This window comes from Chthoniobacterales bacterium (assembly GCA_035274845.1).
Lineage (GTDB): Bacteria > Verrucomicrobiota > Verrucomicrobiia > Chthoniobacterales > UBA10450 > AV80.
Genome location: DATENU010000020.1, coordinates 143,572 through 157,216, shown reverse-complemented (window position 1 = coordinate 157,216; position 13,645 = coordinate 143,572). Strand labels below are relative to the sequence as shown.

The following is a 13,645-nucleotide window of genomic DNA, read 5'->3' as shown; positions in this document are numbered from 1 at the left end:
ATCAACTCGCAGCCGCAATCTGTTGGACAAAATCGTCGGGGGCGGAAGGCGAAACGACCACCTTTCGGGCCGCAAATCGCAGGACCACGGTCCGATGCGGGTCCGTCACGAACGCCCGGTAGGCGCCTAACATCTTGTTCCAGTAGAAGCCGGTAAACGAGAACAGACCGCCGTTGCCGAACGTGCGGAGGCTGCGAGCCATGGCATCCGGCTCAAACTGCGCCGACTGCAACCCGGCCAGCGGCAAGCGGGTTGTCCAAAAGAGCCGATGAATCAAAACGGCGTCTCCCGTGACGGTGTATCCGCGAATCGTAAAGAGCGCGCTGCCGGCAATAATGGCAAGCGGAAGCATTGCGGCCCAGATGGGACGCTCCCGGCCGGTCGATAGAACCCCCACCGCGACACCGATACAGACAAGAGTGGCGATTGAGGAAAGGACGATGAGGGAAATACTCCACGGGGCTTTGTAGCTTTTCATGAGGGAATTCCTTGCGGCTGGGCGCACCCATAACGCTCTCAATTTAGGACAGTCATTCCCGATTAGCCAAACTCAAATCACTACCACAAGAGCGGGGTCCGGACGGCGCAGCGCGCCGTCCCTACCAAAAGAAAAGGGACACGCCTTCGCGCGTCCCCTTCCCGATTTGGTTGTCGCTGGAAGCGATCTAGTAATTGGTCGACCGAACCGTCGTGCTGCTGTCCGTGGTGGTTGCAGGAGTCCTCTTCGTCGTGGTCGACTGCGTAGTGGTAGTGGTGGTAGTTGGCGCTGGTTTTTCCACGACGGTGGTGCACGAAGTCAGAAGCACCGAAGCGACCAAAACTAACGGAGTAAGAATGATAAGCTTTTTCATAAGTTGGAGTGTTGTTCCTTCAAGGACGATTCGGCGCAGGTTCTTCGGCCAGATGTATTTCGAGCGAAGATTTTTTTGATTTCCCCGCCTTAATCTTCGAAGCGGGAACGCAATTTTTTCGTTTTCGAACGACGCCGTTTCGATTCCAGGATGCGCTCTTTCAGGGCCCGTGGCCGGGGCGAACGCTGGCGGCGGATCTTTTCCCGGCGCGAGACTTCCGCGGCGCGCCGCGCCTGGTCACGACGCTCCACCATTTCCGCCAAACGCTCACGAGCGAGTTTGCGGTTCTGGGCTTGCGACCGCGAATCCTGGACGGTCACGCTGAGGCCAGTGGGCCGATGGCGAAGCGTCACCGCCGTCGAGACTTTGTTGACGTTTTGCCCGCCCGGTCCGCCCGAACGGGCGAAGGTTTCCTCCAGATCAGCCTCGCGGAGTGGCATTGCCTTTGTGGGCCCGCGAATGAACGCGAATAAGCGCGAATAACTGCAGTGCCGAATCCATTCGCGTCAATTCGCGTTCATTCGCGGGCTAAATAGCTCCGATTCTACAGCGGGGGAATATTCTCCCGGCCGTGCCGGAAAACGCGCGCCATCCAGACCAGCTCGTTCAAAAACTTCGCCACGCGTCCGACATACTTTTCGTCTTTCAACTTTCCCTGTTCATCGAAGGCGTCGCGGACCCGGCTGAAATTCACGTCCGTGAAGGTAACGGCCAACCCCAGCTCGCGAACCACCGGCACCAATTGCTCGATCACGCGGGACCCGCCGAAGGGCCCCGCCGAAACGCCGACCAAGCCAACCACCTTATGGATGTATTCCTCGAGGCACATGTCGAGCGCGTGCTTCAAAAGTCCGGGGTATCCGTGATTGTATTCCGGCGCCACGATCGCCAGCCCGTCCGCCCGCGTCATCTTCTTCGCGTACTCCGGGTCTTTCATCTCTTCGCCCGCGTCATCGAGCGTCATCTTGAGCTGCCGGACATCGATCACCTCGGTTTCGATCTCCGGCCGTTTCTTCATCTCACTGAGAAGAAAATTCGCGACGTGCTCGCTCTGCCGGCCCTGCCGGGCGGTCCCGAGAATGATGGGAATATAGAGTGGTTTGTCGGTCATGTTCTCAGCTCCATCAGATCAGTTGCTTTTGCTACAAATCATCTGCCTTTCCTCGTGGTCGTCGCTATATCGAATGTCAATCGTCGGAACTTTGCCATGCTTGAGGAAATAGACGCTTTGGTGGATGGCCCCCATGGCGCTGACCCAGACAAACGAGTTGCTCCAGGTGAGGTGACCGTTCGCGTCCGACGTAAATGAGATAAACTCGCGGGAGTCAATCGGGTCGCCCTTGCTCGCGGTCCGGTAGGTTTTGCCATGCAATTCCAAAGTGCCCAAATCGGTCATATCGACCGCGACTTTGGGCTTTAGGATAATCACGATTCTCCGGCAAGTGTACATGCCATCTGCCTCCGGACCTGGTTCGACGGGCCTGGCCAAAACCGCGGAAACGAGCAAAAGGCCTCCCGTCAGGGAAACGCCAAGGGCCATCATCTTGCGGACAAACCGGTTCCGTCGAAGGAAGTCTAGCATGGTGATTGTTTCATTTTTCAAGTCAGGCCTGCGCTGGTCATGCCGATGGCCGGACTCGAACCGGCACGGGCCGTTTAAGCCCAACGGATTTTAAGTCCGTTGCGTCTGCCATTTCGCCACATCGGCGGCTGCGCCCTACGCTAAGGAGAGTCTCACGCCAGGCCAAGCGAAATTGCCCGGGCGTCGCCGTTCGGCCAGAATTATTTAAGAACTTCTTCCCAACCCTTCCGTAGTTTCTTGCAACCAAATCACCCCTCCAATGGCAAACTCCCCATCTGAGCGTCCCGGTCACGGCAGCAGCAACGAACACGCAAAGCCGCCGATCAAGCAATTCATCGCGAGCCCCAACCATTCATCGCGTAACGGAGCGCGGATCGACAAGGTGGTCCTCCATTGCACCGAAGCATCGTTGAATAGCACCCTGGCGGAATTCCAGAACGCGGTCGGGCGCCAGGTTTCGGCCCATTACGTGATCGATCGGAACGGCGACATCTACCAAATGGTGGAAGACAGCGAGCGGGCCAATCATTGCCGCGGCGCGAACGAGAGCTCGATCGGCATTGAGCACGTGGGGAAAGAGACCGATGTCCTGACCGAGGAGCAGGCGGCTGCTTCCGCGGCGCTTATTCGCTGGCTGCTCCAACAGTACGACATTCCCCGGGCGAGGGTGTTCGGACACGATTTCACGCCGGGCTACAATTTGCCTGGAGGAACAAGCTGCCCGGACAAACTCTTCGGAGCGAAGCATTCGCAGCCCACAATCGCGGCGTGGGTGGACAAAAACGTCTAACCCCCCACCCCTACCTATGTTAGCCCAAAGCCAGATTACCCTGTCAGCGAACGGCGGAAGTCCGGACATTCTCACCATTTTCGGAAACGCCAACTGGGGCGGTTACGATATCTACCTGTGGGATTCGCCGACGCATTACGAAATTATCGGCTCGAACGACGGGACACAGCAGACTAATCGATTCTCGCTTCGACATTCTCCGGCTGAGTTGGTGACGCGGCGGCTCGTCTGGCAGGGAGTTGTTCGTCCGTTCGATCCCGCATCGAAAGGGCCGTTCTCGGTAAAATGCGGGTTCTACCAGAACAACCAGCTGGTCACGACCTATGACGTGGAGCCGAAGGCCGCGGGGCAGTTCAGCGGACCGTTCGAATACGTCGTCATCATCTGCACCTTCACAATAGGATGAGTGCCTCGTACCGACGGATTCTGTTTGCTCTCGCAGCCGGTCTCCTGCCGCTTTGTCTTATCCGGGCCGCGGACTCGATCGGTTCGATTGATTACGACGCCGCGGGCGACCAAGTTCACGTCAGTTCAAACTCAAGCGGTCAGATCCAGATTAAAATTCCGCTCAACCGGCATCCCGTCGGAACCGGTCAATATTCGATGACGGTGGACGGCGAGACCGCCGTCTGGACGTTTCCCAAGGAATCCCTGATTGCGCCGCGCTCCGGGCATTTCGATGTCTTCGCGGCGTCGCAAGCGAAGGTAGCGGCGGTCACGCCAGTTTCGACACCGATCGAAAATCGGACCGAAAAGGTTAAGGCAAATTTTTCAAAACCGATCCTGGAGCGCACTACCACCCTGGCGACCGTGAATGCGAACGGAGTCCAAAAGGCGGAGACCCCGACAGACCAAATAACCGCTGTTTCTTCCCCTCCACCGGCGGCGGATCAGAAACAGGTCGAACTTCAAACAAAGCTGAAGGACTGGAACCTTGACCGATCAATTCCCGAATCGCCGGCATTCACGGCTTTGGGCATCAGTCCGGAAACCGTGACTCGTCCCGCGTCGGTGCGAGAATTCGGAACTGCTTTGCTCAACGGCGTAGATAAAGATGGGAAACTGCAATCCGGTGTGGCCATCGACGTTGCTCCTTACCAAATCCTCGCGGGCCAGGAGACGACCTTGCCGGAATACAAGAATCATCCGCTGACGCGCATTCTTTATAACACCCAGCTTTCGATCGGAACCGCCAAGGCCACGACCGATGACAAGGCGTTGCGACTGGCCGCCGGAGTTAATATTACCCTCTGGGATAACGGCGACCCCAGACTCAACGAGGACATCGCGAATCTTTACACTAAGAATTTTGTCGATCATCGCCCGCCACCGCTCAATCCGTTTGGCCAAGTTCAAGATCAGATGGACGCATATACGAAATCCCTCAACGCTTACGAAAAGGATCTCCAGGCCCGGGTGGCAGAGATTCGAAAGAAGTCCTGGGCGAAAAGCAGTTGGATCGTCGCCGCTGCTCCGACCTGGATCACCGCCACGGGCGATGCCAATGAACTTAAGTGGGACGGAGCGACCGTCTGGAGTTCGTTCGCATACGGGTTCGAAGGAATGCAAGCGTTGGAGAATAAGGCGCAGCTCATCGTCAACGCGCGCTATCGAAACTTCGAGAATGTCGCCGAGCCCTCGGACGCAAAAGTATTCTTTCGCCAGGACACCTTCACCGTCGGAGCCCGGCTCCGTTTTGGTTCGCCGGACTTTAACGCGTCGTTCGAAGGCGCCTATTTCCGGACATGGTCCGACGCGCACGGCAGAGACAGCGCCTATCGGCTCGGCGGTAACATCGAACGGAAAATTGCCGAGAACCTGTGGCTGACTCTTGCTCTCGGCCAGGACTTCGGCGACTCGCCGACAGGCGAACAACTATTTGTAGTCAGCGGGCTACGATTCGGAACGTCCGATAAGCCGCAGCTCACCAGCGGATTCTAGAACGACGAAAGGAATACTCGTGAATTCAAATAACGCCCTCAGTTATGTTGCTCTAAGTCTGCTTCTCGGTGCGATCGGACAGGTCGCCCGAATGGTGATTGGCTTGAAAAAAACTTCTGACGAAGCCCAGGCCAAAAACATCCCGTTCTCAGCCTGTTTCGATGGAAAACAGCTGATGGTAAGTTTGATCCTTGGCGCGGTCGCCGGCGGTCTCGCTTCGATCGCAATGTGGGATAACCCGGTCTTCAACAAGCAAACGGTGATGATTCTGATCACGGCAGGCTACGCCGGGGCCGATTTTATCGAGGGCTTCATGCGCAAAGAATCGGGCGGTCCCAAAACGACTTCCACGCCGGCTGGCCCAACCGGTTCGACGCTCGCGCCGGTCAATCCGTTCGACCACACCTAGAGCAGCGCTCTACGAAAGGGCTGTGGTCAGAGCCGGTTGTATCGTTTCGTTGCATCCGATCGAACTCCTTCCCTCGTTGTACCGGTAAACACCATGGGAAAAGTAACGGGAAAGAAAATCGCGATCCTGGCGGCGGACGGTTTTGAAGAAGTCGAGCTGACGAAGCCGAAGAAAGCGCTGGAAGAGGCGGGCGCGAAGACCAGCGTGGTTTCGATCAAGTCGGGCAAGATCCAGGGAATGAACCACGCCGATAAAGGCGAGACTGTTCCGGTTGATTTGACGTTGGCGGAGGCGAAGCCGGAGGATTTCGACGCGCTCATGATTCCCGGCGGCTTGATGAATCCGGACACGTTGCGTTCGACCGAGGAAGCGCTGGAGTTCGTTCGCCATTTCTTTCGCGAGGGCAAACCGGTCGCCGCGATTTGCCATGGGCCCTGGGTGTTGATCGATGCCGGGGTCGCGCGCGGACGGACCCTTACTTCGTGGCCGGCGATCAAAACCGACGTTCGAAATGCCGGTGGCAACTGGGTCGATAATGAAGTGGTCGTGGATAATGGACTCGTCACCAGCCGAAAGCCGGACGACATTCCTGCCTTCAACGAAAAGATGATCGAAGAGTTTTGCGAAGGGCGCCACGCCGCGAAATCTCCGGCCGCGACTCAGCTGGAAACGTAGCGGGCAAATTGCCTTGCATCGCAGGCGGCGCGTCCTCCAAGTTTTCGATGATCGCGAGATCTGCCCATGACGACCGCCAACAAAATTACCGTGATCCGGATCCTGATGATCCCGGTGTTCGTCACGCTCGCGATCTATTACGGGGGAAGCATCCAGGAAGGTAACCCACAGGATTGGATGCGATTCACCGCCATCGCGGTGTTTTTGCTGGCCGCCATCAGCGACGGCCTCGATGGTTATGTCGCGCGCCGCTACAATCAGCGCAGCTCCCTCGGCATGATCCTCGATCCGATCGCCGACAAGGGCCTCCTCCTCAGCGGAATTATCACCCTTAGCATCAGCAACTGGAGCCAGATCGATCCGCATTACGGGAAGTTTCCCGTCTGGTTTCCCGTGCTCGTGATCACGCGCGACGTGGTGATTCTCGTGGGAAGCGCGGTGCTCCACATTTTGAACGGAACGGTGCGGGTCCGGCCGAGCTGGACCGGAAAAGTGGCGACGGTCCTCCAAATGGCGGCGATCGCCTGGGTGATGTTGCAGCTGCGCGTTCCGCCGCTGCTTTATGTGGTGGTGGCGGCAGGCGTTTTCACCCTGGTTTCTGGCATGATTTACGTTCGCGATGGCGTGCGACAGTTATCGGCCCAGGGCCACGCCAACGCGAAGTTGAGTTGACGCGCGACCGCAGCCAGCAAAGCCATGGACTCCAAATCTGCCACGGACAGCGTGGGCACCGTCGCCATCGTGGGAAGGCCCAACGTCGGCAAGTCGGCGCTCTTCAACCGCCTCGCCGGCCGCAACATCGCCATCGTTCACGATCAGCCGGGCATTACCCGCGATCGCCTGGCCGCGCCCTGCCGGAAGGGCCACAGGCCGTTTACGGTGTGGGATACGGGCGGAATTGGCGGCGCGGGGGAAACCGAATTGACGGCGCCGGTGCGCGCCGCAGCCGACACCGCGATGCGGGAGAGCGACGTGATTCTCTTTGTCGTGGACGCGCAGGACGGACTCACCCCGATCGACCAGGAACTGGCGCGGCTCCTTCGGAAATCGAAAAGACCGGTCGTTCTCGTCGTCAATAAGATCGATCACGAAAAGCACGAGAACCTGGAAACGGATTTCCTTCGCCTGGGTTTTGACACGACCATTCCCATCAGCGCCGCCCACGGCCGCGGCATCTCTGGCCTTCTGGAAACAATCGACTCGCTCCTTCCCGCGTCGCCTGCCTCTCCAATCGAAAATCGAAATTCGAAAATCGAAAATCCGATCGCTCTCGCGATTGTCGGTCGGCCGAACGCCGGCAAGTCGTCGCTGATCAATTCCATCCTGCGCGACGAACGCACGATCGTCAGCAATTTGCCCGGGACCACCCGCGACGCCGTCGACGTTTTTTACGAACGCGAGGGTGAGAAGTTTCTCCTCATCGACACCGCCGGGATGCGTCCCCGGAGCAAGCACTCGACTTCCGTCGAGGTCTTCAGTGTGATGCGCGCCGAACGCACAATCCGGCGCGCGGACCTCTGCGTGCTCGTGATCGATCTGACCAGCGGCGTGACCGGCCAGGACAAGAAGATCGCCGGTCTGATTCAGAAGGCGGAAAAGCCCTGTTTGATTGTCCTCAACAAATGGGACCAGGTGAAACCGCCACGGGGCGCGAAAGCAGCGATCGATCAAATCGTCGCGGGGTCCCGCGAAGATCTTTTCTTTCTCGAGTATGCCCCGGTGCTGGTGGCCTCCGCCTTGACCGGCGAAAACGTCGATCAACTTTTTCGCCTTATCACGCGGGTTCGGCGCGCTGCCGGCAAGCGCATCGGAACGGGCGTCCTGAACCGGCTGTTGCGCGCGGCTTTCGAAGAAAATCCACCGCCGATGATCGGGACCCGGCGCTTGAAACTGTTTTATGCCGCCCAGGCCCGGGGCGAAGATGACGCGACGCTCGAGGCGCTTAAGTTTGTTCTGTTCGTAAATCAACCGGGCCTTCTCAGCGATACCTACGCGCGCTATCTCGAGCGCCGGATCCGCGCCGCCGAACCCTACCCAGGATTGCCCCTTCTTCTGAGCTGTCGCGCAAGGAGCGAATCTGGAAGCGGCCTGCCCTCAGGCCGCTAGGACTTCGGCGCGCCAATCTTGCGTCCTCGGAGGGAAGCTCTTCCGCGCGTCCAGGTTCCAAGCGCGGGTAGATGCTCGAATACGGACCTTGGTCAATGCCCAAGCGCCTCCAGGTTGTTTTTCACCAGCGCGGCGCGACTTGAGTACTGGTCGGGGTCCCTTTTCGCAAATCTCGTGTAGATGTCCAAGGCCTCAATGAAAGCCTTGCGTGCCTCCTCCTTTCGATTCTGATCGCGGCGCAGATTGCCAAGATTGTTCAGCGTCATCGCCACATCCGGCAGATAAGTGTCGGGGTTCTTCTCCGCTAGCGCGCGATAGCTCTTGAGCGCTTCTTCGTAGGCCTTGCGCGCCTCCTCCATCCGATTCTGGTCGCGGTCCAGAACGCCGAGATTGTTCAGCGTCATCGCCACATCCGGCAGATAGGTATCGGGGTTCTTCTCCGCCAGTGCGCGGTAGCTCCTGAGCGATTCTTCGTAGGCCTTGCGCGCCTCCTCCATCCGGTTCTGGGCGCGGTGCAGAACGCCGAGATTGTTCAGCGTGTTCGCCACATACGGCAGATAGGTATCGGGGTTCTTCTCCGCCAGTGCGCGGCGAATCTTGAGCGATTCTTCGTAGGCTTTGCGCGCCTCCTCCATCCGATTCTGGTCACGGTGCAGGACGCCGAGATTGTTCAGCGTCTTCGCCACATCCGGCAGATACGTATCGGGGTTCTTCTTCGCCAGCGCGCGGCCAATCTTGAGCGATTCTTCGTAGGTCTTGCGCGCCTCCTCCATCCGATTCTGGTCGCTGTGCAGGTTGCCGAGATTGTTCAGCGTCATCGCCACATCCGGCAGATAGGCATCGGGGTTCTTCTCCGCCAGTGCGCGGTAGCTCCTGAGCGATTCTTCGTAGGCATTGCGCGCCTCCTCCATCCGATTCTGGGCGCGGTGCAGAACGCCGAGATTGTTCAGCGTCATCGCTACATCCGGGAGATAGGTATCGGAGTTCTTCTCCGCCAGTGCGCGGTAGCTCTTGAGCGCTTCTTCATAGGCCTTGCGCGCCTCCTCCATCCGATTCTGGTCGCTGTGCAGAACGCCGAGATTGTTCAGCGTGTTCGCTACATCCGGGAGATAGGTATCGGGGTTCTTCTCCGCCAGTGCGCGGCGAATCTTGAGCGATTCTTCGTAGGCCTTGCGCGCCTCCTCCATCCGATTCTGCTCGCGGTGTAGGACGCCGAGATTGTTCAGCGTCTTCGCCACGTCCGGGAGATAGGTATCGGGGTTCTTCTCCGCCAGCGCACGGCGAATCTTAAGCGATTCTTCGTGGGCCTTGCGCGCCTCCTCCATCCGATTCTGGGCGCGGTGCAGAACGCCGAGATTGTTCAGCGTCATCGCCACCTTCGAGACAGTCTCCTGTCGCTGCGCAATACCAAGGGCGCGCGCGTAGGCTTCATTCGCTTTGTCGAAGCGGTTTAGCTCGTGGTTAAACAGAGCAAACGCGAAATTCGCCTCAAAGCTTTCCGGGGCGGCAGAAAGCGCACTGGCATGCGTGTCCTCAGCCTCTTTGAAACGGAACTGCGTAGTGAGAAGTTGCGCTTTGAGTAGCCATGCTTGGACCAGCTCGGCGAGCTGCTTGTCGGCTTCTTCTCTTTTCTTAGCGACAGCGGTCGTCGCACGGCGCAGCTTCTCCTCATCGAGGACGTTGAGCGCTCGGTCGATCTTTCCTTCGAGGAAGAGCCGCATCGCTTCGCGATAAAGCTGCGAGCTTTCTTCCGGGTTAACCTTAGCGAGTTGCTCAGCCGTGGTCTGGGCTGCGGCAATCGCTCGATGACGCTCTTGGGCGAGCCGTGAAAGCGCTTCAACGTTCTCGTGCTGCTGTTCCTGCAGCTTCGCCAGCTCCTCTTCATACCGTTGGCGGATCGCTTCGAGGGACTTCAAGCGATAGAAGCGGCTTGCCATCTCTTCACGAACCCCTTCTTTGCAGAGGAGAATGGTCAACGGAGTAGCGTCAGGATTTGCGGGAAGCGCCTGTTCCAATTGGACGTCGTTGACGACGACGTGCCCACTTTTCTTAACGACGACGCGAACCCTGTCCCCTGGATGAAAACTCGGGAATTCCAGAGCGAAGGCGCCGTTGCTATGCGACACGGTCGGGTTACCTCCACTGGCAGCGCTGATTTCAACATTCTCCAGAGGCGGGCCGCCAAGCTCATTCTCGATGACGATGCCTTTAAGCACAGCGCCTTCCGCCGTAGCCGCCGTGAGCAAAAGAAATCCGAGGTACAAACGGCGGTACACCGTCTTCATGGCGCAGCTGTGAGAACGACCGTAATTTCATTTTTCCCCGCAGTGACTATGTGACTGGTGGGCTTATAGCCACTGGCAGTGGTGTACAACTCTAGCTCCGGCTTCACGCGCGGACCTGGAAGCGCAAACTCGAATCGTCCTGCGGCGTCGCTGGTCGCTGAGATACCAGCGATTGACAGGCTCGCGCCTGGGATCGGGTTACCGTCTCGGTCTTGCACACGTCCCGAGATCACAGCTGATTTCTTGCGAACGGGGAGGTAGATGCGCGAGCTATCAAGTCGCTGCATCTCGCCCGGTTTGACTGGCTCGTACGAATCAGACTCAACCGACGCAAGTACTGGCTGTCCGCGAAACGCTGCGGGAACGGCAGGAAAATAGGCCTGTCCATTCTCGCCGATTGGTTCGCGCCGCCGGTCAGGTCCCAGGTCCAGGACGACGTGTCCGGAGTTTCGCAGTGCCACATCCTGTCGGCCAGCATCTCCGTGCACAAAGACGGTGAGAGGAAATGTGTCCGGACTCTTCACGAGAACAAAGCCGCCGATGACCACAAGCGCGAAGCCGACCACCGGACCGCCAAGTTCGAGAACGCCGTTGAAGTACCGCCCGCGAAACCGAGCGTACGACTTCAGAACTCCGAACAGAAATGCGGCAGCGCTGAGGCCGAGCGGCAGCAAAACGATGTAATAGAGATTCCCAGTAAGCCCGAGAGAAACTAACCGGTCCGCTTTCCATACCATGAGCCCGAGCAGAGCTACGCCGCACGCGAAGCTAACCAGCGCAATCAGCGCATACAGGATGATTGCCGCGTCCCAGCGCGCCGTGATCGAGCCCGGCTGCGCTTGAGGAGAATGCGCTTGGCGCGAGGCGCGTTTCTGAGGAGTCATACTGCGAGCGCGATTCTGCCTAATCGCCTCGTCGAAATTCAAGCTTTCTCGTCAGGTTCCAATTGACTAATCGCTGCGCCGCCCATGCCAAGCCGGCAGAAATCAGGGGCGCAAGGGAGCACGTCCCGTCAGGCTGAGTTTGATCGAACGATCTTCCCGCCGTACCTGTCTCACTCTTCTTATGAAATCGACGCAGGAAATCACGCAGCAGGTTCAGGAATTAGGCCAATGGATTTCACCGCTGCGCGAGCAAATCGGTCACGTCGTGATCGGCCAGAAATACCTGGTTGACCGGCTTTTGCTCGGTTTGCTCGCCAACGGCCATATCCTGCTCGAAGGCGTTCCCGGCCTGGCCAAGACCCTCACCGTCAAGACGATGGCCGCCTGCATTCAAACCGGTTTCCAGCGTCTCCAATTTACTCCCGACCTGTTGCCCGCGGATTTGATCGGCACCCTCATTTACAATCCGCGCACCGGCGAGTTTACGACCAAGCTCGGACCGCTCTTTTCGAACCTGATCCTGGCCGACGAAATCAACCGCGCGCCGGCCAAAGTCCAAAGCGCGCTGCTGGAGGCAATGCAGGAGCGTCAGGTGACCATCGGAGAAACGACGTATCCACTTTCCGATCCCTTTCTGGTCCTCGCGACGCAGAATCCGCTCGAACAGGAGGGAACCTATCAACTCCCGGAAGCGCAACTCGACCGCTTCATGCTGAAATTGCACATCGGATATCCGCACAAGACCGAGGAACGCCTGATTCTGGATTTGATGGCGACGTCCGCACCGAACCTGAACGTCACACCGGTAGTCGATCCGCAACAGATTATCGCCGCGCGTTCGGTGGTGAACGAAATCTACATCGACGACCGGGTGAAGGACTACATCGTGGACGTTGTCTGGGCGACGCGAGACCCGGCTTCCTACAACTTGAAATTGGAAGGGCTGATTCGTTACGGGGCCTCACCGCGCGCCACCATTTACCTGGCGCTGGCGGCCCGCGCGCACGCCTTCCTGAACGGCCGCGGCTACGTCACCCCGCAGGACGTGAAGAGCATCGGCACCGATGTCCTGCGGCATCGCATTATCGTCAGTTACGAAGCCGAAGCCGAGACGATTACGAGCGAGACGATCGTCGATCGCATTTTCGCGGGATTGCCGGTGCCGTGAGCAGGGGCGTGAACATGGGTCCCTCGACTGCTCCCGCCAAAGCGGGATCCGCTCGCGATGACGACAAAAAGACGCCGGCGGAGATTCTAAAGAAAATCCGAGCGCTCGAAATCAAGACCAAGGGCCTCGTCCAGACCATCTTCGCGGGCGATTACCACAGCGTCTTCAAAGGTCGCGGAATGAACTTCGAGGACGTCCGGGAATATCAACCGGGGGACGAAATTCGCGCGATCGATTGGAACGTGACGGCGCGCCTCGGGACCGCGTTCGTGAAAAAGTTCACGGAAGAACGCGAGCTGACAGTCGTCCTGGTGGTGGACGTGAGTGCGTCTGGAAATTTCGGCAGCGTCTCCCAGTCAAAACGCGAGCTGGCCGCGGAGGTCGCCTGCCTGCTCGCCTTCAGCGCGATTCGAAACAACGACAAGGTCGGTCTTCTCCTTTTCAGCGATCGGGTGGAGCTCTTTATCCCGCCGAAAAAAGGGCGGTCGCACACTCTGCGCATCATCCGCGAAATCCTGTTCTTCCAACCGAAGGGACGCGGAACCGCCCCTTCCCTGGCGCTGGATTATCTGAACAAGGTCGTGACCCGGCGCGCCGTGGTTTTCTTTGTCTCCGATTTTCAAGCGGGCGATTTTTCGCGCGAACTCGCCGTGAGCGGGCGACGGCATGATTTCATCGCCGTCCATATCCAGGATCAGCGGGAAGAGCAGCTGCCCAACGTGGGAATAATTACCCTTGAGGACGCCGAAACCGGCGAACAAATCGAGATCAATACCGCGGATCGCGCCACGCGCGCGCGCTTCAATGCGATGGCCGAGACCCGCCGCGCCGATCTCAATCATCTTCTCCGGCGCAATCATATCGACGCGATCTCACTCCGGACGGGAGAGAATTATCTGCCGGCCCTGCGGTCATTTTTCAAACAACGAGAGCGCCGGCTGGCGGTTAGATAAG

At 58.5% G+C, this 13,645-nt stretch carries 16 protein-coding genes and 1 tRNA gene; 9 read left to right on the top strand and 8 right to left on the bottom strand.

Annotated elements, in window-relative coordinates; all coding sequences use genetic code 11:
- Position 1: 1 nt before the first annotated feature.
- The 6 genes from VJU77_14230 to VJU77_14205 form a co-directional block, all read right to left on the bottom strand.
- Positions 2-478: a PH domain-containing protein gene (locus tag VJU77_14230; GenBank protein HKP04505.1), complete on the bottom strand. Its 477-nt coding sequence runs from the start codon at positions 476-478 to the stop codon at positions 2-4.
- Positions 479-665: 187 nt separating this feature from the next.
- Positions 666-851, bottom strand: a complete 186-nt coding sequence (locus VJU77_14225) for a hypothetical protein (GenBank protein ID HKP04504.1) — start codon at positions 849-851, stop codon at positions 666-668.
- Between the two features lie 89 nt (positions 852-940).
- A complete protein-coding gene (locus tag VJU77_14220) occupies positions 941-1,291 on the bottom strand; it encodes a peptide chain release factor-like protein (protein HKP04503.1) in 351 nt (116 codons plus the stop codon).
- Between the two features lie 104 nt (positions 1,292-1,395).
- Positions 1,396-1,962 carry an NAD(P)H-dependent oxidoreductase gene (locus tag VJU77_14215; protein HKP04502.1) on the bottom strand — a complete coding sequence of 189 codons (567 nt, stop codon included), beginning with the start codon at positions 1,960-1,962 and terminating at the stop codon, positions 1,396-1,398.
- Between the two features lie 18 nt (positions 1,963-1,980).
- Complete coding sequence (locus VJU77_14210) at positions 1,981-2,433, bottom strand: hypothetical protein (protein HKP04501.1); 453 nt, start codon at positions 2,431-2,433, stop codon at positions 1,981-1,983.
- A gap of 40 nt (positions 2,434-2,473) precedes the next feature.
- A tRNA-Leu gene (locus VJU77_14205) sits at positions 2,474-2,559 on the bottom strand.
- 133 nt (positions 2,560-2,692) lie between these two features.
- On the opposite strand from VJU77_14205, the gene VJU77_14200 reads away from it, so the two are divergent.
- The 7 genes from VJU77_14200 to der all read left to right on the top strand — a co-directional run bounded on the left by VJU77_14200 (position 2,693) and on the right by der (position 8,354).
- Entirely contained in the window at positions 2,693-3,223 is a 531-nt protein-coding gene (locus tag VJU77_14200) for a peptidoglycan recognition family protein (protein ID HKP04500.1), read from the top strand.
- A 16-nt stretch (positions 3,224-3,239) separates the two neighbouring features.
- Positions 3,240-3,629 carry a hypothetical protein gene (locus tag VJU77_14195; protein HKP04499.1) on the top strand — a complete coding sequence of 130 codons (390 nt, stop codon included), beginning with the start codon at positions 3,240-3,242 and terminating at the stop codon, positions 3,627-3,629.
- The gene (locus VJU77_14190) at positions 3,626-5,164 is read left to right on the top strand and encodes a hypothetical protein (protein ID HKP04498.1); all 1,539 of its coding nucleotides are present in this window, start codon (positions 3,626-3,628) and stop codon (positions 5,162-5,164) included. The genes VJU77_14195 and VJU77_14190 overlap by 4 nt, the downstream gene beginning before the upstream one ends.
- A 19-nt stretch (positions 5,165-5,183) precedes the next feature.
- Positions 5,184-5,573 carry a hypothetical protein gene (locus VJU77_14185; protein HKP04497.1) on the top strand — a complete coding sequence of 130 codons (390 nt, stop codon included), beginning with the start codon at positions 5,184-5,186 and terminating at the stop codon, positions 5,571-5,573.
- 93 nt (positions 5,574-5,666) lie between these two features.
- Positions 5,667-6,248 carry a type 1 glutamine amidotransferase domain-containing protein gene (locus tag VJU77_14180; GenBank protein HKP04496.1) on the top strand — a complete coding sequence of 194 codons (582 nt, stop codon included), beginning with the start codon at positions 5,667-5,669 and terminating at the stop codon, positions 6,246-6,248.
- Between the two features lie 66 nt (positions 6,249-6,314).
- A complete protein-coding gene (gene pgsA, locus VJU77_14175) occupies positions 6,315-6,920 on the top strand; it encodes a CDP-diacylglycerol--glycerol-3-phosphate 3-phosphatidyltransferase (protein HKP04495.1) in 606 nt (201 codons plus the stop codon).
- Between the two features lie 24 nt (positions 6,921-6,944).
- Positions 6,945-8,354 (top strand): ribosome biogenesis GTPase Der, encoded by a 1,410-nt coding sequence (gene der / locus VJU77_14170; protein HKP04494.1) that lies wholly within the window; start codon positions 6,945-6,947, stop codon positions 8,352-8,354.
- Between the two features lie 92 nt (positions 8,355-8,446).
- Here der and VJU77_14165 read toward each other — a convergent pair whose 3' ends face one another.
- Both VJU77_14165 and VJU77_14160 read right to left on the bottom strand, forming a co-directional pair.
- Positions 8,447-10,639, bottom strand: a complete 2,193-nt coding sequence (locus tag VJU77_14165; GenBank protein HKP04493.1) for a tetratricopeptide repeat protein — start codon at positions 10,637-10,639, stop codon at positions 8,447-8,449.
- On the bottom strand, positions 10,636-11,523 hold the full coding sequence (locus VJU77_14160) for a carboxypeptidase-like regulatory domain-containing protein (GenBank protein ID HKP04492.1): 888 nt from the start codon (positions 11,521-11,523) through the stop codon (positions 10,636-10,638). Before VJU77_14160 ends, VJU77_14165 begins: the two co-directional genes overlap by 4 nt.
- Positions 11,524-11,704: 181 nt before the next feature.
- Here VJU77_14160 and VJU77_14155 point away from each other — a divergent pair, with 181 nt between their 5' ends.
- The gene (locus VJU77_14155) at positions 11,705-12,691 is read left to right on the top strand and encodes a MoxR family ATPase (GenBank protein HKP04491.1); all 987 of its coding nucleotides are present in this window, start codon (positions 11,705-11,707) and stop codon (positions 12,689-12,691) included.
- Complete coding sequence (locus VJU77_14150) at positions 12,688-13,644, top strand: DUF58 domain-containing protein (GenBank protein ID HKP04490.1); 957 nt, start codon at positions 12,688-12,690, stop codon at positions 13,642-13,644. The genes VJU77_14155 and VJU77_14150 overlap by 4 nt, the downstream gene beginning before the upstream one ends.
- Position 13,645: the final 1 nt, after the last annotated feature.